This window comes from Pseudolabrys sp., from assembly GCF_035943735.1.
Classification (GTDB): Bacteria; Pseudomonadota; Alphaproteobacteria; order Rhizobiales; family Xanthobacteraceae; genus Pseudolabrys.
Genome location: NZ_DASZBV010000027.1, coordinates 307,995 through 331,924, shown reverse-complemented (window position 1 = coordinate 331,924; position 23,930 = coordinate 307,995). Strand labels below are relative to the sequence as shown.

The following is a 23,930-nucleotide window of genomic DNA, read 5'->3' as shown; positions in this document are numbered from 1 at the left end:
AGGACAATTCAAAAATGCTCATCCGACATGGCTTCGCTCTGTTCTGTGTGCTGAGCTTCACCGCGTGCAGCAGCATCGCGTTCAGAGACCCCAACGAAGTTGCAGCCCTTCCTGAGCAGTCTACAACTACACCACACCCCAACTCTCTGGCCGCCCAAATGGCAGCGCAGTGGCATCACGTCCCCAAGCCGGTCAGCAAAGAACAATTTGAGAGGGACAAAAGCCGTTGCGCCATGTACGGCCAAATCGCCCCTGTAGGCGCAGGCACGCCCGAGATAAAGTCCATGGCTGTCTTTATCGAATGCATGAAAGCGAAAGGATATCAACCTGCTGTCGGGTCAGAATAGCGAGCAAACAGCCATTATAATCCTTGAAGGGAGTGGAGCTATGGGGGTTTGGAAGGTGTTTTTGAACAAACGAAAGTGGGACCATGACCCGGTCCAACGGCGGCTAGCCGAACTCATCATCGAAGGCGCTCAAGGACCAATGGGAAGTGTTGTGATCCGCACCTTTGTCTTGGATCAAAATTGGTCTGCTTCTGAAGAAACCGATAGGCTTGCTCATGCCGTGACACTCGTCAGAGCCCAACGTCCCGATCTGTACCACGAGGCCGCTCAAATAGCGGGCGAGTTCATTGCATGGTCATCCGCCGACTGAAACGTCTGCGGCTTCGGAAGTAGACCCTCGAGAGACCTGCATTCTCCTCCTCTGCTTGCGGACAATCTTTGACGTCGGAGTGCGAAACGTTCTGTGACGCTGTTGTGGCGCTGCGGCGAAGCGGCAACGGGTCCCTCCGAGCCGGGAGAATGCCCCAGAAATTGGCCCCACCCCACTTCGCAAAGAGAACCTAAAGCCTTGGCCAACGTCGGCTCACGGCAGCGGTGTCAGGGCCGAGAAATAGCAGCCCAACCTATAGACGAGTTGTTCTGGGTCCCCCCCTGCGGGGCCCTCCCGGCTACTCGCTCGGCTGGAGTTTTCCTGCGCGCCTTCGAAGCAGGCGCCCTCTGCTTTCGGCAGTACCGGTGGGCTCCCATAACGGCGCGCACCAGCAATTTGCATAAGGCACCCAGAGCCGAATTGTGGCGCTGTTCGACCTCTTATCTCGCGTTCACAAGGGCTTAATCCGAGTTCCCCACACCTACACACAAGACCGCGCCTGCGCCTGTGATCGGAAACGGGCGAAATAGAACCAGAGTTGTGCAGCATCAACTGTTTAGCCTGAGTTCCCCACACGTACACACAAGAGGCCGTTCGATACTCCTCAGCAGCGCCCACTCAGTCCTGTGGACCGCATCCGCAACGTAGCTTTCGCCGCTGCGCTCGCTCAGCGCCACGCACCGGGACAAGCCAGTGATGGCAGGCGTGACGCGGCGAATAAGCAAGCATCGCAAGGTTGTGGCCCGCGTCTCTCTTGGTATTCCTATGCGCTTCATAGGTGAGCGGGGGGTGCTGGGGGCACCACGGGCCGCTTCATTCCCTAGAGACATGCCGCGCGGACTCCTTCAGGACTCCACTGGTGCGCTCTTCTCGCCTGCCCGCTACCCACATAGCGGACGCCTTCTGAAATCGAACCTCAGGCCCTCTGTGAGTCACAAGGGCCTAACCTTTTGCGAATGCAGTGCCCCGTGCGCCTCGAGCGCCACCATCGCATTGCGCCCCCGCTCCAATTCACCACCACGCCAACACGGTGCTGGGCTCTGCCCGCGCCTAGGAGAATTATTGGATGCCTACGATACCCGACCGCCAAGCGCTTCGCGCGCGCTACGACGAGGCGGTCAATCAGATCAACGCCGCCCGGAGCTCGATCAATCTCAGAGACGGCTTCTACGCCAAGACCGGGGACGCGGTGTTTGATGCAGGGCTGCGCGCCCTCGCAAATTCCGCTGCCGGGGGCCCTGCTCTGGTGCACACGATTGCTGCCCCTGTCGGTGGCGGCAAAACCTCCTTCGCCTTCGCGTTGATGCTGGCACTCACACGGTACGCCGATGAGAACCCGGAGGGTCCGTATGGCTGCGCGTTCGTCTGCGATCAGATCGAGAAGGCCGATGCCGCCTTTCGCGAGCTGAACGCTCTCATGCCCGGACGTGTGGCAGTTTGGACCAGCGACCACGACAAGAATAACCCGAGGCGCGAGAAGGTCGCTCAGCCAGCCGCACAGTTCACGCGGGACGAGCTGCCGCACTACCCGGTGATCGTCATCACGCACAAGTTCTTCAGCGACAAGCAGCGCCGCCACAAGGCCCGCAACGTAGTCAGGAAGCATGATGGGAAGTTCTTAGCCAGCCGCTCGTTGTTCATTGTCGATGAGCGCCCCCAGGACGTGACACCCTACGAACTGACGTTCGCAGAAGTGCAGGCCATCAAAACCGCCATGTGCGAGAAGCGGGAGGATCTGAAGGAGCACTGGGAGGCACTGTGGACCCTTCTGTCCCGCTACGAAGTAGGTCACGACAGCAACACCATCAGCAGGCCTTCGGTGGACCTTGGAGATGCCGCGATTGCTGAATGCCTCAGCTGGTACACCTCTCTTGAGGCAGAGCATGTCTTCAAGGTCCACGCAGCCGAAATTGCAGGCCTCGATAACTTCTTCGGGATTGCGCGGGCTCTGATGACGGGCCGCTGTGCTGTGTTCCCCAGTGGCGCTTACGTCTATTTCGTCGGCTATAAGGCCAATGCGCTGGCTCTACCGGGCACAGTGTTACTCGATGCGACGGCAGACGTTGACGGCGTTGCACGGATCGCGCCAAGCCGCGAGTTGGTGCCGGTGCCCACAGCAGACTACGCGAACCTAGAGATTGTCGTGACACCGCATCACACAAGGAAGCGGCTCAAGGATTATCTCAAGACAGCCTCCAATCAGCGAGCCTACGTGGATCACATGCTCAGCGTCATCCGAGCACACATGGCCCCCGGCGAACGCGGCCTAGTTGTCTGCAAGAAGGCGCTGTTTGATGCTGAACAGGTTCCGAACTGGGGACAAGGTGACCCGTGGTTCAAGACGCCTGCCGCTTACACGGAAGGCTACGGATGGAATATCGACGGGAGAGAACTCTGCGCCGTCCACTGGGGCGCTGGCGTCGGCAGCAATGCATGGCACACAGCAGATGTAGTGTTCCTCTTTGACGAGTTCGTCATCCCCCGTAGGACCTCTGCGGTTATCACACAGGGCCTCAGGGACCAGCGAGCCGATGAAGGCGACTTAGGCGCAATGACCACACTACGCAGCAAGGCCAAGCATGTGGACATCATCCAAGATGGACACAGGATCAGCCAGACGAAGCAGCTGGCCCTAAGAGGACGTGCGCGCTGCTACGATCAACACGGCGTGTGCGGAAAGCAGCGCCTCGTTGTCAGCTGTGATCCGAAGAGCTTCCTTGAGCACAAGAACCTCCTGTTTCCTGGCGCACCAGACCCGATCATCGTTCAGGGCACACACAAGCGCACAGTGGCCGATAAGGTCCTAGACTTCCTGAGCAGCGCTAGTCCTGACACCAAAGTGATCAAAACCAAGGACCTGAAGGACAGCCTAGGGAAGCCTTGGGGCGCGGTGTCACGCAACGTGCTCACGGAGCGCTTCCACAGTGCCGCACGCGGTCTTGGATGGGCCTACAGGCAAGGCAAGGGCTGCAAGGGCTCGCAGTTCGCGCGGACCGCAGAGGCCTTCAGAAGGCCTGAGGTAGACAAACAGCCCGCCGTGTCAGCCTTTGGAGCAGCCTAGGACCTGAATGCAGTGAAAATCCTAAGACAGCCGCTAGGAAAAGCACTGCGTTCGCCTGTGGAGCCTTAGGGACCGAATACAGTGAAAATCCTACAAGGACAATTCCTATAGGAAAAACACGGCATTCAAACGCGACCACCACCGACATTTAGAAGAACTCTAGGAGCCATGAGGGCTTGTGCGTCTTCAGCGTGTTCGGTGGTGGTGACTATTATAGGTCTACTTCAAGCCCTGCGAGCCGTTCGGTATCTCTCCTCCCGCGTGAATATTCACTTTTGAGGTAGCCTAGGACTCCTTAGAACCAAGGCTCCCTCCCGGTGTGTGCCGCGTTCGCATTGTGCAGGCCCGGTACTCGCCTGCCGGTGCTCAAGCTCCTTACGAACGCTTGCGTTTGCTCTTGCTTGGCCTGCCAAATTCTCGGGGCAGCTTCAGGCCCTTATAGTTCACGCGCTCAATCGCGTCCTTGAGCGTCTCGATGCCATATCGATGCACGATGTGTTTCGCGCCGTAGCCACGCCCCACGGTCGGATTACTATGTCCCGTCAAGGCATCGCTCAGGTCCTCAGGTGTCCGTGCAGCCCTTAGGGCGTCCTTGAACGTGTGCCGGAACGAGTGGAAGACCTTGCGTGGGTCAGGCACACCGTTCGCACGCATGTAACGGTGAAACCACTTAGTCCATGCCTTGAGCTTGCTAGGAGCGCTTGGGGCAATCTCAGGAAACAGCCAAGCGTGCGTCCCGCCGCTGCGGCTCACGCTCGATACGTACTGGAGCCATCCCCTCTCAATCAGCTGTGGATGCACCGGCACCGTGCGGGCCGATGAACGGGTCTTGAGGGTCTTGCCGGTGTCTCTGTCCGCTCTGAAGGCGAACACATGGACGTCTTGCACGGTGTGGACATCCGCGACCGTGAGGCCAGCAATCTCTGCTCTACGTGCCCCGGTGAACAGCGCCACTAGCGGCAGCCAATAGGCCGCTTCGGCTGCTCCGGGTGCGGGACGTTCTCCATCCCTGAACACAGGAGACGCGAAGAGCGCATTCAGCTCCTCCAGCGTGAACGCCTCGCGTTCTGGCTCCTCACGCTCGAGACGCATGCGTGCGAACGGATCGGCCCACCGCACATCATCCGGCACCATGCCATTGTCGCGTGCCCACACCGCCACGGTCTGCACACCGCCCAGCAACTTGTTCACGGTCGTGCCGGTGATCCTTGGTGCGTCAGGATGCTTGCGGGCCCATTCGACCAACTCAGGCAACGGAGCATCCTTTAGCGCCGCGCCTCTGTGCCGTGGCAAGTCCTGAAGAGCTTCGCGAAACTCACGAGCGTGTGTACGTGTGATCTGAGCCACCGCGATTTCGCCGTGCAATTCCCTGAACAACCGTGTGGCCCGCTCGTACTCGCTGAAAACGCCAACTGATGGGCTACGGTCTTTGCGCCAACCCTCCAAGGCTTCCGTCAGTGTGCCACCGCCCTGATGATTGGCTTCAGGACGACCCAAGGCGGGCGTAGGTATCGGCTCTCCCCGGTGGCGTGCAGCCATGTCACGGATGGCGCGGACATGCGCCCTGAGCACCTCCATCCCAAGGACCCGGAAGTCTGCACAGGAACGGTCTAGCGTGACCTGAAATGCGCTGAGCGCTTCATCGATCTTGTGTTCGGAATACAGGACGTCGCCACGGCCTAGGGCAGCTTCAGCTTCGGCAACAATCGCCGCCTCGTTGTCGCGGATATCGGCCAACTGCCCTCTAGAGAGGCCAAACGCGGGTATCGGGGCCGTCCAACTATGAGGGCCTTCGTCCTCCTCAACCAATTTCCGATAGTCCGCCTCCTCCTCCGGTGCCTCCGCGATGAAGCGGTCGTGCGCGGCCAGCGCTTCGGCGTAGGTGTATTCCGCCATCCGCCTTATCTCGATTGAGCTGAGGCTATTGCGGACGGGCCGCGCCTTCAGCAGCGCCTTGGCGTCTGAGATGATGCGATCCAACTGGACCAGCACAGGCTTCACGAGCACATTCGCTCGACGCAGGTCCTTGGTTCCCAGCGACCGCTTCAGGAAAACCTGGCGCGCTTTGTCATTCCCGAGAACCTGTGCGACCGCTTCTTGCAGCGGCTTCGGCACCTTCACGCGGGCGTAGTAGGTCCCGTGCCGATCCTTGTACATTCCTGTGTATGCCCGCATAGAAAAGCCCACCGAAGGATACCACCGGCAGGCGAATAAACCCTTGTGGGGCGCGTTCTTTCGGAATTATGGGGCTAATCTGAGGCTCTGGCGCTCCCTAGGGGACTCGAACCCCTGTTTTCGCCGTGAGAGGGCGACGTCCTGGGCCGCTAGACGAAGGGAGCTTGGCCAGCGGCCCCGGAGATAGCCTCGATCGCCTGCCCATGCAAGCGCGGTGGACAGCCGGGATCAGGGCGCTGCCGACAGGCGCAGGTGGCCAAGCGGCTTGAGCGTCTGCGCATCGAAGATCATCAGCTCGATCGCGCCGGAAACGTCCAGCGTCAGGACGATGCGGCCGTCGCCGACCGCGGTCGAGACGACCTTGGCGCCGGCCGGCAGTGCGGCGGCAAGATTGGCCGGCGCCGGCGCGGATGCCGGCGACGGCGCGCTTCCCTGCCAGTGAAAAACGCGATAGCCGATCACGGCAATCACGGCGCCGAAGGCGATCGCCGTCGTCAGGCTGGCGATCAGCATCAGCCTGCGCACGCGACCGATCACGGCGGCATCGTCTGGAGCAAGCGGTTTGTCTGGTTCAGCCATGAGTGACGGTACAAGCGAAACGGTGACGGTGCCGGCGGAGGCCGCCGGCGGGCGGCTCGACCGCGTACTGGCCGCGCAGCTGCCGGCGCTGTCGCGTTCGCGCCTGAAGGCGCTGATCCTCGCGGGCCAGGTGGCGGTCGAGGCGCGCACAGTCCGCGATCCGGCCGCGGCCGTCAATTCGGGCGCCGTCATTACCGTCACGCTGCCGGAAGCGGAACCGGCGAAACCGGCGGCGGAAGCGATCCCGCTCGACATCGTCTATGAGGACGATGCGCTGATCGTCATCGACAAGCCCGCCGGGCTCGTCGTACATCCGGCTGCGGGACACGCGAGCGGCACTTTGGTCAACGCGCTGATCGCGCATTGCGGCGACAGTCTCTCCGGCATTGGCGGCGTCAAGCGGCCCGGCATCGTGCACCGGCTCGACAAGGACACCACTGGCCTCATGGTGGTGGCGAAGACGGACCGTGCGCACCGGCGGCTGAGCAACCAATTTGCCAACAAGCGCGAGAGCGCCATCGAACGCGATTATCTCGCGCTGGTCTGGGGCGCGCCGGAGCGGCCGCGCGGCACGATCGATGCGCCCCTCGACCGCCATCCGCATGCGCGCGAGAAGCGCGCCGTACGCGCGGGCGGCCGCGAGGCGGTGACGCATTGGGAGGTGGTCGAGCGCTTCGTCGATGCCGACGGCAAGCCGCTGGCCGCCCTGCTCGCCTGCCGGCTGGAGACCGGCCGCACGCACCAGATCCGCGTGCATCTCGCCCATATCGGCCACCCGATCATGGGCGACGAGACCTACGCCACCGGCTTCCGCACCAAGGCGGCGAAGCTGTCGCCGGCCGCACAGGAAGCGCTCGCCGCCCTTCGCCGTCAGGCCCTGCATGCCGAGCGCCTCGTCTTCGAGCATCCGGTCAGCGGCGACGTCCTCGAATTCCAGGCGCCCCTGCCCGGCGACATCGCCCGGCTGGCCGAGGCCCTGCGGCGCCCTTGAATCGCTGCCACGGGTTCCTATATCCGTCCCATCTCTCCGATCCGCAGCCATTACAATCCTGTCACCCTGGAACGCCGGGCGTTCTCGCATGTTGACGTCCCGAATCCCGGCCCAACGGGCCGGACGGCGCAACCGGGCAAAATAGGCCAATACTCCCAAAGGCTTGGTGTTTTCCCGCAGGGGATACGCCCGGCACACGGCGACGTGACTGGCGAAACTCTTCCGTTCGCTGGGGGGGACCTGTATGCTGCACCTGCGTTCCGCATGTTGCGGGCGCTCACGGAAGGCGCCGTCGGCTCGGGGAGCGGCGGCGTGGTCGCCTGCCGTACACCGGGGGCATTTTGAAGGAGGGCGCTATCATGGCCCGTACCGCCGCACTGCCGGCACTCAAGGCCGAATCCGGCCTGTCGCACTATCTCGAAGAAATCCGCCGGTTCCCGATGCTGGAGCCGCAGCAAGAATACATGCTGGCGAAGAGCTGGCGTGAGCACGGCGATACGCAAGCCGCGCACAAGCTCGTCACCAGCCATCTGCGTCTCGTCGCCAAGATCGCCATGGGTTATCGCGGCTACGGCCTGCCGATCTCCGAGGTCGTCTCGGAGGGCAATGTCGGCCTGATGCAGGCGGTCAAGCGCTTCGAGCCCGACAAGGGCTTCCGCCTCGCCACGTACGCGATGTGGTGGATCAAGGCCGCGATCCAGGAGTACATCCTGCGCTCGTGGTCGCTGGTGAAGATGGGCACCACCGCGAACCAGAAGAAGCTGTTCTTCAACCTGCGCAAGGCGAAGAGCAAAATCTCGGCGCTTGAAGAAGGCGATCTGCGCCCCGACCAGGTCGACATCATCGCCAAGCGTCTGGGCGTCACCACGCAGGACGTCATCGACATGAACCGCCGCCTCGGCGGCGATGCCTCGCTCAACGCGCCGATCCGCGACGACGGCGAGTCGGGCGAATGGCAGGACTGGCTGGTCGACGACGCGCCGACGCAGGAGCGCATCCTCGCCGACAGCGAGGAGAGCGAGAACCGCCATACCGCGTTGATCGGCGCACTCGACGTGCTCAACGATCGTGAGCGGCGCATCTTCGAGGCGCGCCGTCTCGCCGACGATCCGGTCACCCTCGAGGACCTCGCCGCCGAGTTCGGTGTGTCCCGCGAGCGCGTGCGCCAGATCGAAGTGCGCGCGTTCGAGAAGGTGCAGAAGGCGGTGAAGAACCGCATGGCGGCGATGGAGCAGCCGACGCACCAGCCGGAGGCGCTTGCCGCGCACTAAGGTCAGGGCGTATCAGAATTGCGAATGGCCGGGCATTGCCCGGCCATTTTCGTTTCGTGCTCACCACTAAAAGGAGTAGCCGTTTTTCCTTGTGAAATACAAAGAAGCATCTGAATGTAAATATGAATTCCGCTGGCTGATTTTATGACGCCATAGACGCGACAGATATTGTGCAATCTGGGGTGGCACGATATAACTGTTCCACAGCGGGGGCTGGGGAATTGGTTGCGTCATGTGGTTGCTGCTGTGGATCTTTATTTTGGTCTTTGTGATCGCTTGCGGACTATTTTGGTTCCGCGTGGTCCGGCCAAGCCTCGGCTACAGGATGGAAGGCCCTCCGTAAGAGACAGGGCTCACTCGCCCCAGGCGCGGAACGCTTCTGCGAAGGCACGCTCTCCGGGCGTGCCTTTTTCCATGGCCAGGATCGCGCGCTTGCCGTTCGTGTAGACGATCGGGATGTCGAACCAGTCGCGGTTCTTCAACAGGTCGATGTTGCGCTGGACGTCGATGTCGACCGCGGACAGGCCGATGAGAAAATAGCCGTCGGTGACCTTGACCGCGAGGCCGGCCAGCGGAACGCCGCGGGCCTCCTCGCTGGTCTTCATCAGCACGCCGGGCACATTGCCGACGCCGCCCTGGTCGAAGTCCGCGGGCAGCGTGAACATAATCTCGATCGTATGGCTGGCCGGCAGCGCCTTGTCGCTGTTCCGCCGCAGTGACCAGGTCATGCGCAGGTGCCGTTCCGGAATCTCGACGTCGGCGCGCACCGCGAGTTCAGGCGCAAGTCCCGGTCCAGGCGACACGGTCTCGGTGTGCCACACCGCCGAGCCGACATAGCGCTTGCCCTGCGGATTGCTCGGATCTTCCTCGTAGAGCACGACCTTCTGCGCCACCGCCGCCGCGGGCGCGGCCGCCGGCGCCGGGTTGCCGTTGCTCGAGGGACCGATGCGGTCGGCGATCTTCGGCGTCGACGCCGGTTGCGCGGGCGCGGCCGGCTTGGCCGATTGCGACGAGCGCAGGCTGGCGACCATCGTGCCGATGGCGTTACGCTTCCAGTAGACACCGCCGGCAACGGCAAGCGCCACGATCACGAGCACCGCGATCGTCACGATGCGGCGCCAGTCGCGCGGAGTGCGCTTGTAGTAGCTCTCGTCCTCGGGAATTTCGCTGGCCGGCGGCGGCCACGTCGCCTCGGCTTCCGGCGGCGCGAAGGGAGCCGGCTCGGCGAGATCGGGCGGCGGCGGCTCTTCGGCCGGTGGCTCGAAATAATGCGGCGGCGGTTCGCTGACCGGAGGCCGCGGCGCCGGCGGATGCTCCTGTCCCGGCACCTTGTCGTAGACCGACCGCGCCGAGCGGTTGGCTTCGGCAGCGCCGTCGCCGAGACCTTCGGCTTCCGCCATGGTCTCGCGGAAATTGCGCAGAGCGTGGTCGCGCAGCGAAGGCTTGGCTTGCGGAGCGGGTTCGGGGGCCGGCAGCGGCGAAGCTGGCTGCTCGCGCTCGGCCGCGTCCGTTTCGATGCGGCGGATGGCGTCTTCGAGCGCCAGGCGCTCGCGCGTGATCTCTTCCTCATCGAGCGGCGGGTCGACGCCGCGCAATTGGTTGACCAGAGCCGCTCGTGCGCGCTCGTACAAAGCGCGGCGGTTCTCGCCGGTATTGTCGTCGAGACCGCCGACCGCACGGGCGATCAAAGGGTAATAGTCAGCCATTGCGCATCATTATGCTTGAGCCAGAGCGTTCCGGAAACCGTTTCCCCCCAACGGAATCCCTCACTGGCTTCGATTCATGTCTTTTTTCGGCGCTCACTCGAACGGGTTCTTCATCAGGATCGTGTCCTCGCGCTCCGGGCTGGTCGAAAGCAGCGCCACCGGGCAGCCGACGAGTTCCTCGACACGACGCACGTATTTGATGGCCTGGGCCGGCAGTTGCGCCCATGAACGGGCGCGCGCGGTCGGTTCCTTCCAGCCGGCAATGCTCTCGTAGATCGGCTCGACGCGGGCCTGCGCGTGTTCGCCCGCCGGCAGATAGTCGATCTCGCGGCCATCGAGGCGATAGCCGACGCACACCTTGATCTCGTCGAAGCCGTCGAGGATGTCGAGCTTGGTGAGCGCTAGACCGTCGATGCCTGAAGTGCGGACGGTCTGTCGCACCAGCACGGCGTCGAACCAGCCGCAGCGGCGCGGCCGCCCGGTGACCACGCCAAACTCGCGGCCGCGCTCGCCGAGCGTCTTGCCGATGTCGTTGTGCATCTGGTCGGTCGGGAACGGCCCCTCGCCGACCCGCGTCGTGTAGGCCTTGCAGATGCCGAGCACGTAATCGATGGCGCTGGGCCCAAGGCCCGAGCCGGTTGCCGCCTGTGCCGCCACCGTGTTGGACGATGTCACATACGGATAGGTGCCGTGGTCTATGTCGAGCAGCGCACCTTGCGCGCCTTCGAACAGGATGCGCTTGCCCTCGCGCCGCTTGGTATCGAGCAGCGACCACACCGTGTCCATATAGGGCAGTACCTTCGGAGCCAACTCGGCCAGGTAGTCGTACACCGACTGCGGATCGACCTCGGTCATTCCGAAGCCGCGCCGCAGCGCATTGTGGTGCATCAGCAGCCGCTCGATCTTGGTGCCGAGCGACGGCAGGTCGGCGAGGTCCATGAAGCGGATCGCACGCCGGCCGACCTTGTCCTCGTAGGCCGGGCCGATGCCGCGCTTGGTGGTGCCGATGCGGCTCTTGGAATTGTCGGCCTCGCGGATCGCCTCGAGCTCGCGATGCAGCGGCAGGATCAGCGTGGCGTTCTCGGCGATGCGCAGGCTTTCGGGCGTCACCGCCACGCCCTGCCGGGCGATGGCCGCGATCTCGTCGAGCAGCGCCTTCGGATCGATGACGACGCCGTTGCCGATGATCGACAGCTTGCCTTCGCGCACGGCGCCGGACGGCAAGAGCGACAGCTTGTAGACGGTATTGCCGATGACCAGGGTGTGGCCGGCGTTATGGCCGCCCTGGAAGCGGACCACGATGTCGGCCTGCTCGGAGAGCCAGTCGACGATCTTGCCCTTGCCTTCGTCTCCCCACTGGGAGCCGACCACCACCACGTTGGCCATGAATAAATCCCTGCACCGCGCGCCCGGACACTTCAAGCCGGGTGCCACCGGCCAGGTCCGCCCCCCGATAAAGGAAGGAGACCGCGGAGGCAAGCGAAGAGCGCCGCCCGGGCGGACCCGGGCGGCGCCTTCAACAGATTGATGCCATTTGGCTTTTTCAGAAATGCAGCGGCTTGGCCGACTGCACCTGCGGCAGTGCGCGCACTTTGGCGAGCACCGGCTCCGGCAGTTCGCCGTCGATCTCGATCAGCGCCACGGCGTTGGCGCCAGGCGCCTCGCGGCCGACGTGGAAGGTCGCGATGTTGATCCCCGCCTCGCCCAAGGTGCCGGAGAACTTGCCGATGAAGCCCGGCTTGTCGAGGTTGGTGATGTAGATCATCGACGGGCCGAACTCCGCATCCATGCGGATGCCCTTGATGTTGACGATGCGCGGCCGTCCGTCGGCGAACACCGTGCCGGAGACGTGGCGCGTCTGCTGCTCGGTGGTGACGGTGACGGTGATCAGGCTCTCGTAGTCTCCGGCCATTTCGCGCGTGACCTCCTCGACGATCATGCCGCGCTCCTTGGCGATGACCGGGGCCGAGACGACGTTGACGTCGCCCAGCATCGGCCGCAAGAGACCGGCGAGCGCCGCCGAGGTGAGCGCGCGCGTGTTCATCTGCGCCACCGCACCGTCATAGGCGATCTGCACCTTGCTCAAGCCCGTCTCGGTGAGTTGGCCGGCGAAGGAGCCGAGCTTCTCGGCCAATTCGACGAAGGGCTTCAGCTTTGGCGCTTCCTCGGCGCTGATCGACGGGAAGTTAATGGCGTTCGAGATCGCGCCGGTCATCAGGTAGTCCGACATCTGCTCCGCGACCTGCAGCGCGACGTTCTCCTGCGCTTCCGTGGTCGATGCGCCGAGATGCGGCGTGCAGATCACGTTGGGATGGCCGAACAGCACGTTCTCGGCCGCCGGCTCGGTGACGAAGACGTCGAAGGCGGCGCCGGCGACGTGACCGGAATCGAGCGCCACGCGCAGCGCCTGCTCGTCGACGAGGCCACCACGGGCGCAGTTGATGATACGCACGCCCTTCTTGGTTTTGTTGATCGCCGTCGCGTCGATGATGTTTTTCGTCTTCTCGGTCAGCGGCGTGTGCAGGGTGATAAAGTCGGCCCGCTTCAGCAGCTCGTCGAGTTCGACCTTTTCTACGCCGATGTCGACGGCGCGCTCCGGCGACAAATACGGGTCGAAGGCGACCACCTTCATCTTCAGGCCGAGCGCGCGGTCGGCGACGATGGAGCCGATATTGCCGCAGCCGATGATCCCCAGCGTCTTGGCCGTGATCTCGACGCCCATGAACTTGTTCTTTTCCCACTTGCCGGCCTGGGTCGACCGATCGGCCTCCGGGATCTGGCGGGCGAGCGCGAACATCAGCGAGATCGCGTGCTCGGCGGTGGTGATCGAATTGCCGAAGGGCGTGTTCATCACGATGATGCCCTTGGCGGTCGCCGCCGGGATGTCGACGTTGTCGACGCCGATGCCGGCGCGGCCGATCACCTTCAGGTTCTTGGCATTGGCCAGGATCTTCGGCGTCACCTTGGTGGCCGAGCGGATGGCCAGGCCGTCGTAATTGCCGATGATCTCGGCGAGCTTGTCCTTGTCCTTGCCGAGATTGGGCTGGAAGTCGACCTCGACGCCGCGATCCTTGAAGATCTGAACGGCGGCGGGCGACAGCGCGTCGGAAATGAGAACTTTGGGCATGGGTCCCTCGGATTGTCATTCCGGCCGAGCGCGTGAGCCGCGAGAGCCGGAATCCAGTAAAAGAAAACGTTGTCTGTTGAGTGCTGCTCTGGATTCCGGGTGCGTAGGCCTTCAGCCCGCGCCCCGGAATGACCGGCTTGTTACGCCGCCTTGGCGAGCGCGGCTTTCGCCTCGGTGAAGGCCCAGTCGAGCCACGGCGTCAGCGCCTCGACATCCGCCGCTTCGACCGTGGCGCCGCACCAGATGCGCAGGCCCGCCGGCGCATCGCGGTAATGGCCGAGGTCGTAGCCCGCGTTTTCCTTCTCGACGAGGGAGACGAGCGACTTGGCGAAGGCCAACTGCTGATCCGACGACAGTTTCGTCACCGCCGGATCGACCACCTTCAGGCAGACCGAGGTGTTCGAGCGAATCGCCGCATCGGCAGCAAGGAAATCGACCCACGGCGTCTTCGCAACCCAGTCCGCGAGCACCTTGGTGTTGGCGTCGGCGCGTGCGATCAGCGCCTTCAGGCCGCCGATCGATTTCGCCCAGATCAGCGTGTCGAGATAATCCTCGACGCAGAGCATTGACGGCGTGTTGATCGTCTCGCCGACGAAGATGCCCTCGTTGATCTTGCCGCCCTTGGTCATGCGGAAGATCTTCGGCAGCGGCCAAGCGGGCTTGTAGGTCTCGAGGCGTTCGACTGCGCGCGGGCTCAGGACGAGCATGCCGTGCGCGCCCTCGCCGCCTAGGGCTTTCTGCCAGGAGAAGGTGACGACATCGAGCTTCGCCCAATCGAGCTTCTGCGCGAACGCAGCCGAGGTCGCGTCGCAGATCGTCAGCCCCTTGCGGGAGGCGGCGATCCAGTCGCCGTTCGGCACGCGCACGCCGGATGTGGTGCCGTTCCAGGTGAAGACGACGTCCGAGTCGAAATTGACGCTCGACAAGTCGGGCAGCTCGCCGTACGGCGCCTTGAGCACCGTCACATCCTTGAGCTTGAGCTGCTTCTCGACGTCGGTGACCCAGCCTTCGCCGAACGATTCCCAGGTGAGCATCGTGACCGGGCGGGCGCCGAGCAGCGACCACAGCACCATCTCGACGGCGCCGGTATCGGATGCCGGCACGATGCCGATGCGATAATCGGCAGGGACCTCGAGCACTTCACGGGTCAGATCGATGGCGCGTTTGAGCTTCGCCTTGCCGATCTTGGCGCGGTGCGAGCGTCCGAGTGCTGCGTCGGTGAGGTTTTGCAGGGACCAGCCGGGGCGCTTGGCGCACGGGCCGGATGAAAAGTGCGGAGTCACCGGCCGCACGCCGGGCTTGGTCGCAGTCATAAGCCTATCCTTCCAGATAGAAGCCCCTCGTTGGGGAGGGGTGTCCCACTGGCGGAGATAGGCGAAGCCGCGGGCGCGGTCAACAGCGAAAACGAAACGCGACCGATGAAATAATGAGCGCTAGAAGCGCACGCCGATGCCGACGCGGCCGGTGTTGAGCCACGAACGAATGCCGTTGACCGGCGCGAAAACGGTGTATTCCCACTCGCCACGCAGGAACACGTTCGGCAACAACGCCACGTCGAGGCCGAGGCCGGTGACGAAGCCCGCAGCGAAAACGTTGTTGCGCCCGTCGGTGGCCGATTGCTGGAACGTGCCGGTTTGCGCGCCGCTCATCTGGTCCGTCACAGTCGCGGAGCTTGTGTAATTGAAGCGACCGACGGCAACGCCGATCATGGCGTAGGGAAGAAACTGTCCGAACGCATAGCCGGCACGGCCCCGGAAGGTCGCGTAGTCCACCAATCTGAGCGAGGCGGAGGATTGGATTGTCACATCGTGCTGCACGCCATCGCTGGTATTGACGATACGGGCGATCGAGTCCGCCGCCGAGTTCTGCAGCGACTGCATTCGGTTATAAGCGATATCACCGCCCAGCACGAGCTGGTCCCATTGCATGTTGTAGCCGATGAACCCGCCGAACTGCCCGCCGTTGGTGGTGCCTTTCGGCAGCGTCGTCCAACTCGAGGGGGCGAATTCGTTTTCGAGCGTCGTATTGCGGAGGATGTAGGCGACCTGCGAGCTGTCGGAATTGCTGAAGTCGGCGTTGAGATTCGAGATGCCGATCTGCGCTCCCAATTGCAGGCCGTCCCAGCGCATCGTGGTCGGCGTGTCGGCGACCGTCCCGCGTAACCACGACGTATCGCTCAGGTCGGCCGCGCGCGCGCTCAGCGCGGAGGCGGCCAACAGCATGGCCGCAATCGCCGAGACCGCGGAAAGTCTTCTATCGGTAGCTCGTACTGTCATCGAAACTCCACCGCACGCCGACGCGCACTTCATGTGCCGCGAGATTCTTCAAAATCATCGCGCCGGACGCGTCCGACGCGGTCGTGACATCGCCGAAATCCATGTAGCGGTAGCCGAGATCGACGAGGATGTTGGGCGCGACCGTGTAGCCGACGCCGCCCATCAGTGCCCACGCGAACTTCCATTGCGTGTGCGACAGGCCGCCGGCGAACGGCGGCGCCGCCGTGCTCGTATAGTCGTAGGTGCGCAGATCGGAGACGCCGGCGCCCGCGCCGACATAAGGCGTGAGCCCGTACCAGCTGCCGAGATCGAGATAGCCGTTGAACAGGGCGGTGATCGCCGACACCTTGGCGGTCGTGTCGCCGGGCGTGGCGACCGTGCCGGTGTATTTCATGGCGGTATAATCGAGCGTGACGTCGGTGCGCAGCCAGCGCGTCTTCACACCGACGCCAACGCCGCCGGTGATGCTGTTGCCGAGGTCATTGCCGCTCGGATTTGCAAATCCCGGAGCCGATTGCGCTCCGTCCATGCGGCCCCAGTAGTAGCCGAGGTCGCCGCGGAGATACCACGCGGCGTTCGCGGGCGAGGGCAGGATATGCGCGGGCGGCGCGGCCACCGGCGGCGGCACCAGGCCTGGCATGTCGGCGGCCATCGCGGCTCCCGGCAGCAGCAGCCCGGCGATCACGCTCAGCCTCAACCAACGCATGTCCTGCAGTCCCTTGCTTCGCTGCGAGGACGCGATCAGCGTCATCGCCTACGCAGGGTTGAAGTCTTGCCGGAAAGAAGTTAAGGGCCGATTAACCAACATTTTTCACCATGCTCGTTAACCGGCGCCCTTCGATTAGCCGCGGCTGCGCAGCGGCGGCTGATAGGCTGGTGGCGGCGTGTACACCTGCGGCGGCGGCGCATAGACGGGCGGCGGTGCGTAGACCTCTTGCGGAGGACGCGCGGGTGGCGGGCCCATGTCGCAACAGGTCCAGCGCAGGCCGAGCATGATGTCGTTGGAGTGCAGATTCTTGTATTGCAGATCGACGCACCCTGCCCCGGGGTTGTCGCAAACGATGCTGTCCTTCGCCGTGCCGTAGTTCAGGTAGCGATAGGTCAGATCGATGTTGAAGTTCTTGGTCACGGCGTAGGAGACGCCCGCGTAAAGAGCCCACGCCAGGCTCCAGCTGCTGGTGCCCTTGCCGAGGCCGAACGAGCTGCCGGTCGCGCCGAAAGCGCTGACGTCGGGCGTCACGTCCGTGAAGTCGCTGACCATATTGTAAGCGCCGCCGATGCCCGCGCCGACGAACGGTGTCCAGCAATTCCAGGTGCCGAGATCGACGAAAGCGTTGGCCAGAACCACCCAGGAACTCAGATTGCCCTGATACTGGTCGAGTGCGACCGCTCCGCCACCGGCATCCTGAAAGCGAGTCATTGCAGTCAGCTGCGTCTTGGCGCGATATTCACCGCTCAGATCGAAGCGCAACCAGCTGTTCCAATTGTAGCCGACAGCGGCGCCGACGAAATAGCTATCGCCGATCGAGCTCGATACGAGGGACGTGTCCGCGACTGCCGTGACGTCAACGCTTCCCGTCGTATTCCGGCCTGCGCCGACGAAGCCGCGCAAATACCAGCTGTCGCAGCAGGGTTCGGCCGGCGGCGGCTGCACATAGACCGGCGGCGGTGGCGGCGGCGTATAGTCGGCGGCGCGAGCGCCCGTGGCTGCGATCAGCGCGACACCCGCGGCTGTCAAAATGCGCAAACGCTGAACGAACATGCTTGGTCCTTCCTGAGCGCCGCTTGCCCCCGAAAGCGACGCCACAGTCCGGACGATGGCAGCGAAATCTTAAGCGCCTCTTAACCCTGTTTTTTAACCACGAAATTTAGGGATTGAACGCGCTGCGGCGTCACGGCGCGGCCGTGCGCGCACCACGCGAATCACGCGTAACGTTTCGTTAAGGGAGATGGCGGAGGCGGCGGAGCGCGATGCGCACCGCGCGAAAACAATTCCAGGAGGCGGAGAAGCCGCTCAGGCCGCCGCGGTCTGCGTCAGCGCGTCGATGACGTCGTCGACGACCGCTTCCACCAGCGCCTTGTCGTCGCCCTCGCCCATCACGCGGATGACCGGCTCGGTGCCCGACGGACGCACGAGCAGACGGCCGCCTTGCCCCAACCGGCTTTCGGCGCTGGCGATCGCCGAGCGCACATTGGCGTTCTCCAGCGGCTTGCCGCTCTTGAAGCGCACGTTCTTCAAGACCTGCGGCAACGCCTCGAAGCGGTGGCACACTTCCGACACCGGCTTGTTCTTGCGCTTGACCACCGCGAGCACCTGCAAGGCTGCGACGAAGCCGTCGCCGGTGGTGGCGTAGTCGGACAGGATGATGTGGCCGGACGGCTCGCCGCCGATGTTGTAGCCCTGCGCGCGCATCTGCTCGATCACGTAACGGTCGCCGACCGGCGTGCGCACGAGGCTCAGGCCCTGCGTGGCGAGATGCCGCTCGAAACCGAGATTCGACATCACGGTCGAGACGACGCCCGGATTCTGCAGGCGGCCGTCTTCCTTCCAGCTCTCGGCGATGACGGCGAGCAGCTGGTCGCCGTCGACGACATGGCCGCGCTCGTCGACGATGAGCACGCGGTCGGCGTCGCCGTCGAGCGCAATGCCGATGTCGGCGCGCATCTCGCGCACCTTGCGCGTCAGCGCGTCGAGATCGGTCGAGCCGCAGTCCTTGTTGATGTTGAAGCCGTCCGGATCGACGCCGATCGAAATGACCTCGGCGCCGAGCTCCCACAGCGCGCCTGGCGCGACCTTGTAGGCGGCGCCGTTGGCGCAATCGATGACGATACGCAGATCTTCGAAAGTGATGCCGCGCGGCAGCGTGCGCTTGGCGAATTCGATGTAACGGTCCTGCACGCCGTCGATGCGGCGGGCGCGGCCGAGGTCCTTGCCGCCGGCCAGTTGCTTGCTGAGATCGGAATCGAGCAGCGCCTCGATCTTCAACTCCACCTCGTCGCTGAGCTTGTAGCCGTCCGGCCCGAAGATCTTGATGCCGTTGTCGTCGAACGGATTGTGCGAGGCGGAGATCATGACGCCGAGGTCGGCGCGCATCGTGTGCGCGAGCATGGCGACGCCGGGCGTCGGCATCGGGCCGGTCAGGAGCACGTCCATACCGACCGAGGTGAAGCCGGCGACCAGCGCGTTCTCGATCATGTAGCCGGAGAGGCGGGTGTCTTTGCCGATCAGCACGCGATGGCGGTGATCGCCATTGCGGAAGATCAGCCCGGCCGCCTGCCCGACCTTGAGCGCGAGTTCCGGCGTGATGACGCGGTTGGCACGGCCACGAATGCCGTCGGTGCCGAAATAGCGACGAACCATGTATACGCCCCTTACCACCACACGGTCGGCTGAATAGCCCGGTGGAGCCCCTGTTCTTGGCGGCCGTTTCTGACCGGCAGCGGCTCCTTATACTAGGTCCAAGCGAATGGAATTACTTCAAAATTTGTAAGTAATCATTACGGCACAGCGTAAACGAGACCTGTCCACCGTTTTCCAGCCTCCGGAACCTCGCCGAACAGCCGCCATTCCGGCCCCTCCGGCCCTGTGCTACCCGATAAAGCCTGCCCGGGGAGTGGTTAATGTCATTGAAGTCGATCACCTGCATCGAGGACCTGCGCGTGCTGGCGCGGAGGCGCGTGCCGAAGGCCTTCTTCGATTATGCCGACGGGGGCTCCTATACCGAGAGCACCTTGCGCGCCAACCGCGCCGACCTCGAGGCCATCAGGCTCAGGCAGCGGGTCATGGTCGACGTCTCCAAACGCAGCCTCGAGACCAGCATTCTCGGCGAGACCGCGGCGGCGCCGATCATCCTGGCGCCGGTCGGCCTGACCGGCATGCAGCATGGCGACGGCGAGATCCTGGCGGCGCAGGCCGCCGAGGCCGCGGGCATTCCCTACACTTTGTCGACGATGTCGATCTGCTCGATCGAGGACGTCGCCGCCGCGACGGCAAAGCCCTTCTGGTTTCAGCTCTACGTCATCCGCGACCGCGGCTTCACCAAGGACATCCTGGCGCGCGCGCAGGCGGCCAAATGCAGCGCGCTGGTCCTGACCGTCGATTTGCAGGTGCTCGGGCAGCGCCATCGCGATCTGAAAAACGGCATGACCGTGCCGCCGGAAATCCGGCTCAACAACATCATCGACATGGCGACGAAGCCGGCCTGGGCGCTGAGCATCCTGCGCGGCAAGCGCAAGACATTCGGCAATCTCGCCGGCCACGTCAAAGGCATGGACGACGTCACGTCGCTGGCGGAATGGACCAACAGCCAGTTCGATCCGGCGCTGAACTGGAACGACGTCGCCTGGATCAAGAGCCATTGGCCGGGCAAGTTGATCATCAAGGGCATCCTCGATGTCGAGGACGCGCGCATCGTGGCCGATCTCGGCGCCGATGCGCTCGTCGTGTCGAACCACGGCGGCCGGCAGCTCGACGGCACATCGTCGTCGATCAGCGCGCTGCCGAAAATCGCCGATGCGGTCGGCTCGCGGATCGAGATCATGATGGACGGCGGCATCCGCACCGGCGCCGACATCATGCGCGCGCTGGCGCTCGGCGCGCGCTCTTGCATGATCGGCCGCGCCTACGCCTGGGGGCTGGGCGCCGGCGGCAAGGCCGGCGTCGCCAAGACGATCGACATCCTGAAGAAGGAGCTCGACATCACGATGGCGCTCACCGGCGTCAGCCGCACGGCCGATATCGGCCCGCAGGTGCTGGTCAATCCGCAGGCGATGCGCGCCGGCTGATCCGGCGCGCGCGCCCACTGCAATCACCAGATCTTCACGCGCTTGTCCGGCGGGAGATACAGCGGATCGCCCGGCTTGATGTCGAAGGCGGCGTACCAGGCCGCGATGTTGCGCAAGGGGCCGTCGACGCGGAACTCAGGCGGCGAGTGCGGATCGGACTTGATGAGCATGGTCGCGTAATCCGGGCGACGCTTGGCCTGCCAGCCCTGCGACCAGGCGAGAAACAGCCGTTGGTCGCCGGTGAGCCCGTCGAGGATCGGCGCCGGCTTGCCATGCAATGCGGTGTGATAGGCATCCAGCGCCAACAGCAAGCCACCGAGGTCGGCGATGTTCTCGCCCATCGTCAACTGGCCGTTGACGAAGTAGCCCTTCACGGGCTCGAACTTGTCGAACTGCGCGGCCAACAGATCGGCGCGCGACTTGAACTTGGCCGCGTCCTCCGCACTCCACCATGTCTTGAGCGCGCCGTTGCCGTCATATTTGCGGCCCTGATCGTCGAAGCCATGGGTGATCTCGTGGCCGATGACGGCGCCGATGCCGCCGTAGTTGACCGCCATGTCGGCCTTCGGATCGAAGAACGGCGGCTGCAGGATGGCGGCCAGGAAGGTGAGATCGTTATTGTTGGGCGAATAGGCGGCGTTGACCGTCTGCGGCATCTGATCCCATTCGTCGCGGTCGACCGGCTTGTTCAAGCGCGCAAGCTGGAAGTTCCACTCATAGGCCTGCGACCGCACGGCGTCCCCGACGGGATCGTCGGCCGTCACAACGAGTACGCCGTAGTCGCGCCATTTGGCCGGATAGCCGATCTTGATGCGGAGCTTGGACAGCTTTTCCTGCGCCTTCGCCTTGGTGGCGTCGCTCATCCAGTCGACGGTGGCGATGCGCCGGTGCATGGCGGCGATCACCTGCGCCACAAGATCGTCGATCTTGGCCTTGGCCTCGGGCGGGAAATACCTGGCGACATAGATCCGACCGATCGACTCGCGAACCATGCCGTTCACGAAACCGACCGCACGCTTCCAGCGCGGCTCGTTCTCAGATTGGCCGGAGATCGTCTTGCCGTAGAAATCGAAGTTCGCATCGACGAAGCGCTTGGACAGCGTGCCGCTTGCGCCGTTGACGAGATGAAAGGCCTGCCAGGCCTTGAGCGTGTCGAGCGGCGTCACGTCGAAGATCTTGGCGTATTTTGGAAAGGCCGTATTGGTGCCGACGATGACCCGCGTTACGTCGCCGAGACCTGCATTGGCGAGGAAAGCGCGGAAATCGAAGCCGGGCGCGTAGGCCACGAGGTCGGCCGGCGACATCGGATTGTAAAGCTTGTCCGGATTGCGCATCTCCGCGCGTGCCCAGCGCGCCTCGGCGAGCTGGGTTTCGAAGTCGACGACCGCCTTGGCGTTGATCGCCGGGTCGGGCCAGTCGATCATGCCCAGCATCTTGGCGACATAGGCTTGATAGGCGGCCTTCTTGTCCGCCAAATCCGCCTTCAAATAATAATCGCGGTCGGGCAGTCCGGAGCCGGCGGTGCCCAGAGAAACGACATAACGGTCGGGCGCTTTGTCGTCAGCGCTGATGCCGACGCCGAAGATGGAAGACTGGGCGCCCTTCGGCGCCGTGCCCATCAAAGCGACGACGTCCGCCTTGGTCTTTTCGGCGCGGATGGCGGCGAGATACGGGGCGAGCGGCTTGGCGTCGAGCTGTTCGATGCGCGCTTCGTCCATGAAGGCGCGATAGGCAGCGCCGATCTTGCCGGCATCCTTGTCGTCGGACCGCCCGGCGGCGGCGGCCTCGATCAGGCTGCGGATCTGGCCTTCGGCGAGATCGCCCAGCTTGACGAAGTGGTCGTAGCCGGGCTTGTCGGCGGGAATCTCGGTGCGCTTGAGCCAGTTGCCGTTGGCGTAGCGATAGAAGTCGACGCCCGGCTTGACCGACAGATCGCGCGCGCTGAGGTCGATGCCCCATGTGCCGTAATGCAATGGTGCGGCCGCATCCTCGGCCAGCGCCGAACGGGCAGACACGACCGCAAGCGCGGCAACGATGGCTGCCGCGCCGCGCACTGTATTCCGCATTTTGATTATTCCTTTGTGCCCCACCGCCCCGCGCGGCGAATTTTGAACGTTCGGCTTTCAATTTACAACATGGAACTTGGATTTATCGCATGACTCATCGCCCGTGTTGTTTGAACGGCCCCGGGTGAGCCGGCCTTCCCCTTCGGCCCCCGGCCAACAGGGGCTCGGGGCGTCCTTCCCCGGCCAACAGGGGCTCGGGGAGTCCTTCCCCGGCAAGAATGCCGAGGGTGTGGCGCGCCGATTGGCGCGACACTCTGCCTTGTGCCGCATGCTTCTCTCGAAACATGCGGGCGCCTCTCGGCGCGCCACGGCGGTGTCATTACGGCGTACGGGCCACGCTTTCGAGAACGTGGACCAGCCACGCCTGTCAGCCAGCTCCTGGCGGCAGGTCCTAGTGCCTGCGAGTGGAGCCCCGTCGCCGCCCGGAAGTCCGACATGCGTTTTGCCGAACCCGCGGGCACCGCATCCGCTCCCGTCAATCGAGACGCCTCGCGACGACGCCCCCGGCTGAAGCGGACGATGGGATCATAGGCCAGCGGATAGGACCGGTCAATAGTCCTAATTAAAAGAATCTATGCTGCGCCGCGTTCTATCCCTCCCCTGCAAGGGGAGGGTGGCGAGCGACAAAAGCGCGTTCACGCGCGTCTTCGACGCGCTATGGCGAGCCGGACCCTCCCCTTTTCAAGCGAGGGATAAGCTCACGCCTCCTTCAGTCCGTAGGCCAGATCGTTGCCGCTGGCGCCGTAGTATTTGAACGGCAGGAATTTGCCCGTCATGGCGATGGCGACGCGGTCGCCCTTCGGGTCGGCCTTGCGCGTGATGTCCATATCGAAGTCGATCGCCGACATGATGCCGTCGCCGAACTCCTCCTCGATCAGCGCCTTCAGCGCCGGGCCGTTGACCATGATCAGTTCGTAGAAGCGGTAGATCAGCGGATCGGTCGGCGGCATCGGCGTGCCGGTGCCGCGCATCGGCACCTCGTTCAAGAGCGTCTCCTCGCTCTTCGACAGGCCGAACAATTTCGCGGCAGCGGCTGCCTGCGGCTTGGTCAGCTTCATCTGGCCGAGGATCGCACCCGTGACCAGGATCGGCGACATGCCGCCGATCTCGCCGCAGATGTATTTCCAGGTCCAGCCCTTCTCCCGCTTGATATCCAAAAGCTTTTCCGTGAGATCGCCCCGGGTCATGACGGCTCCTTGTTCGCAAAATGGTCACGGCTTTGCGCAAGCAAGTCCC

18 protein-coding genes and 1 tRNA gene are annotated in these 23,930 nt (G+C 63.8%); 6 read left to right on the top strand and 13 right to left on the bottom strand.

What is annotated here, in order from left to right; translation table 11 throughout:
- The first annotated feature begins 14 nt into the window (after positions 1-14).
- The 3 genes from VGV41_RS22095 to VGV41_RS22085 all read left to right on the top strand — a co-directional run bounded on the left by VGV41_RS22095 (position 15) and on the right by VGV41_RS22085 (position 3,718).
- Positions 15-347 (top strand): hypothetical protein, encoded by a 333-nt coding sequence (locus VGV41_RS22095; RefSeq protein ID WP_326866375.1) that lies wholly within the window; start codon positions 15-17, stop codon positions 345-347.
- Between the two features lie 40 nt (positions 348-387).
- Positions 388-657, top strand: a complete 270-nt coding sequence (locus VGV41_RS22090) for a hypothetical protein (protein ID WP_326866374.1) — start codon at positions 388-390, stop codon at positions 655-657.
- Between the two features lie 1,066 nt (positions 658-1,723).
- On the top strand, positions 1,724-3,718 hold the full coding sequence (locus VGV41_RS22085; protein ID WP_326866372.1) for a hypothetical protein: 1,995 nt from the start codon (positions 1,724-1,726) through the stop codon (positions 3,716-3,718).
- A gap of 375 nt (positions 3,719-4,093) precedes the next feature.
- Here VGV41_RS22085 and VGV41_RS22080 read toward each other — a convergent pair whose 3' ends face one another.
- The 3 genes from VGV41_RS22080 to VGV41_RS22070 form a co-directional block, all read right to left on the bottom strand.
- A complete protein-coding gene (locus tag VGV41_RS22080; protein ID WP_326866370.1) occupies positions 4,094-5,875 on the bottom strand; it encodes a site-specific integrase in 1,782 nt (593 codons plus the stop codon).
- A 106-nt stretch (positions 5,876-5,981) separates the two neighbouring features.
- Positions 5,982-6,057 (bottom strand) — tRNA-Glu (locus VGV41_RS22075).
- A 64-nt stretch (positions 6,058-6,121) separates the two neighbouring features.
- Complete coding sequence (locus VGV41_RS22070) at positions 6,122-6,430, bottom strand: hypothetical protein (protein ID WP_326866369.1); 309 nt, start codon at positions 6,428-6,430, stop codon at positions 6,122-6,124.
- 40 nt (positions 6,431-6,470) lie between these two features.
- Between VGV41_RS22070 and VGV41_RS22065 the strand changes: the two genes are divergently transcribed.
- Positions 6,471-7,463 (top strand): RluA family pseudouridine synthase, encoded by a 993-nt coding sequence (locus tag VGV41_RS22065; protein ID WP_326866367.1) that lies wholly within the window; start codon positions 6,471-6,473, stop codon positions 7,461-7,463.
- Between the two features lie 359 nt (positions 7,464-7,822).
- The gene (gene rpoH, locus VGV41_RS22060; protein WP_326866364.1) at positions 7,823-8,734 is read left to right on the top strand and encodes an RNA polymerase sigma factor RpoH; all 912 of its coding nucleotides are present in this window, start codon (positions 7,823-7,825) and stop codon (positions 8,732-8,734) included.
- Positions 8,735-9,087: 353 nt separating this feature from the next.
- Here the strand turns inward: rpoH and VGV41_RS22055 are convergent, their stop codons facing one another.
- The 8 genes from VGV41_RS22055 to glmM all read right to left on the bottom strand — a co-directional run bounded on the left by VGV41_RS22055 (position 9,088) and on the right by glmM (position 19,204).
- On the bottom strand, positions 9,088-10,440 hold the full coding sequence (locus VGV41_RS22055; protein ID WP_326866362.1) for a hypothetical protein: 1,353 nt from the start codon (positions 10,438-10,440) through the stop codon (positions 9,088-9,090).
- 93 nt (positions 10,441-10,533) lie between these two features.
- Positions 10,534-11,826, bottom strand: coding sequence for an adenylosuccinate synthase (locus tag VGV41_RS22050; protein ID WP_326866360.1), 1,293 nt, complete (start codon positions 11,824-11,826; stop codon positions 10,534-10,536).
- Between the two features lie 157 nt (positions 11,827-11,983).
- The gene (serA, locus tag VGV41_RS22045; protein WP_326866357.1) at positions 11,984-13,567 is read right to left on the bottom strand and encodes a phosphoglycerate dehydrogenase; all 1,584 of its coding nucleotides are present in this window, start codon (positions 13,565-13,567) and stop codon (positions 11,984-11,986) included.
- Positions 13,568-13,707: 140 nt separating this feature from the next.
- Entirely contained in the window at positions 13,708-14,880 is a 1,173-nt protein-coding gene (locus VGV41_RS22040) for a phosphoserine transaminase (protein ID WP_326866355.1), read from the bottom strand.
- A gap of 120 nt (positions 14,881-15,000) precedes the next feature.
- Positions 15,001-15,789 (bottom strand): outer membrane protein, encoded by a 789-nt coding sequence (locus VGV41_RS22035; protein ID WP_326866353.1) that lies wholly within the window; start codon positions 15,787-15,789, stop codon positions 15,001-15,003.
- Positions 15,790-15,820: 31 nt separating this feature from the next.
- Positions 15,821-16,549: an outer membrane protein gene (locus tag VGV41_RS22030; RefSeq protein WP_326866352.1), complete on the bottom strand. Its 729-nt coding sequence runs from the start codon at positions 16,547-16,549 to the stop codon at positions 15,821-15,823.
- Between the two features lie 135 nt (positions 16,550-16,684).
- Positions 16,685-17,605 (bottom strand): outer membrane protein, encoded by a 921-nt coding sequence (locus VGV41_RS22025; RefSeq protein WP_326866349.1) that lies wholly within the window; start codon positions 17,603-17,605, stop codon positions 16,685-16,687.
- 252 nt (positions 17,606-17,857) lie between these two features.
- Positions 17,858-19,204, bottom strand: coding sequence for a phosphoglucosamine mutase (gene glmM, locus VGV41_RS22020; protein WP_326866347.1), 1,347 nt, complete (start codon positions 19,202-19,204; stop codon positions 17,858-17,860).
- Between the two features lie 266 nt (positions 19,205-19,470).
- Here glmM and VGV41_RS22015 point away from each other — a divergent pair, with 266 nt between their 5' ends.
- Positions 19,471-20,628 carry an alpha-hydroxy acid oxidase gene (locus tag VGV41_RS22015; RefSeq protein ID WP_326866509.1) on the top strand — a complete coding sequence of 386 codons (1,158 nt, stop codon included), beginning with the start codon at positions 19,471-19,473 and terminating at the stop codon, positions 20,626-20,628.
- A 23-nt stretch (positions 20,629-20,651) separates the two neighbouring features.
- Here the strand turns inward: VGV41_RS22015 and VGV41_RS22010 are convergent, their stop codons facing one another.
- Both VGV41_RS22010 and cynS read right to left on the bottom strand, forming a co-directional pair.
- A complete protein-coding gene (locus tag VGV41_RS22010; RefSeq protein WP_326866344.1) occupies positions 20,652-22,694 on the bottom strand; it encodes a M13 family metallopeptidase in 2,043 nt (680 codons plus the stop codon).
- 698 nt (positions 22,695-23,392) lie between these two features.
- Positions 23,393-23,881, bottom strand: coding sequence for a cyanase (cynS, locus tag VGV41_RS22005; protein WP_326866342.1), 489 nt, complete (start codon positions 23,879-23,881; stop codon positions 23,393-23,395).
- Between the last annotated feature and the right edge of the window lie 49 nt (positions 23,882-23,930).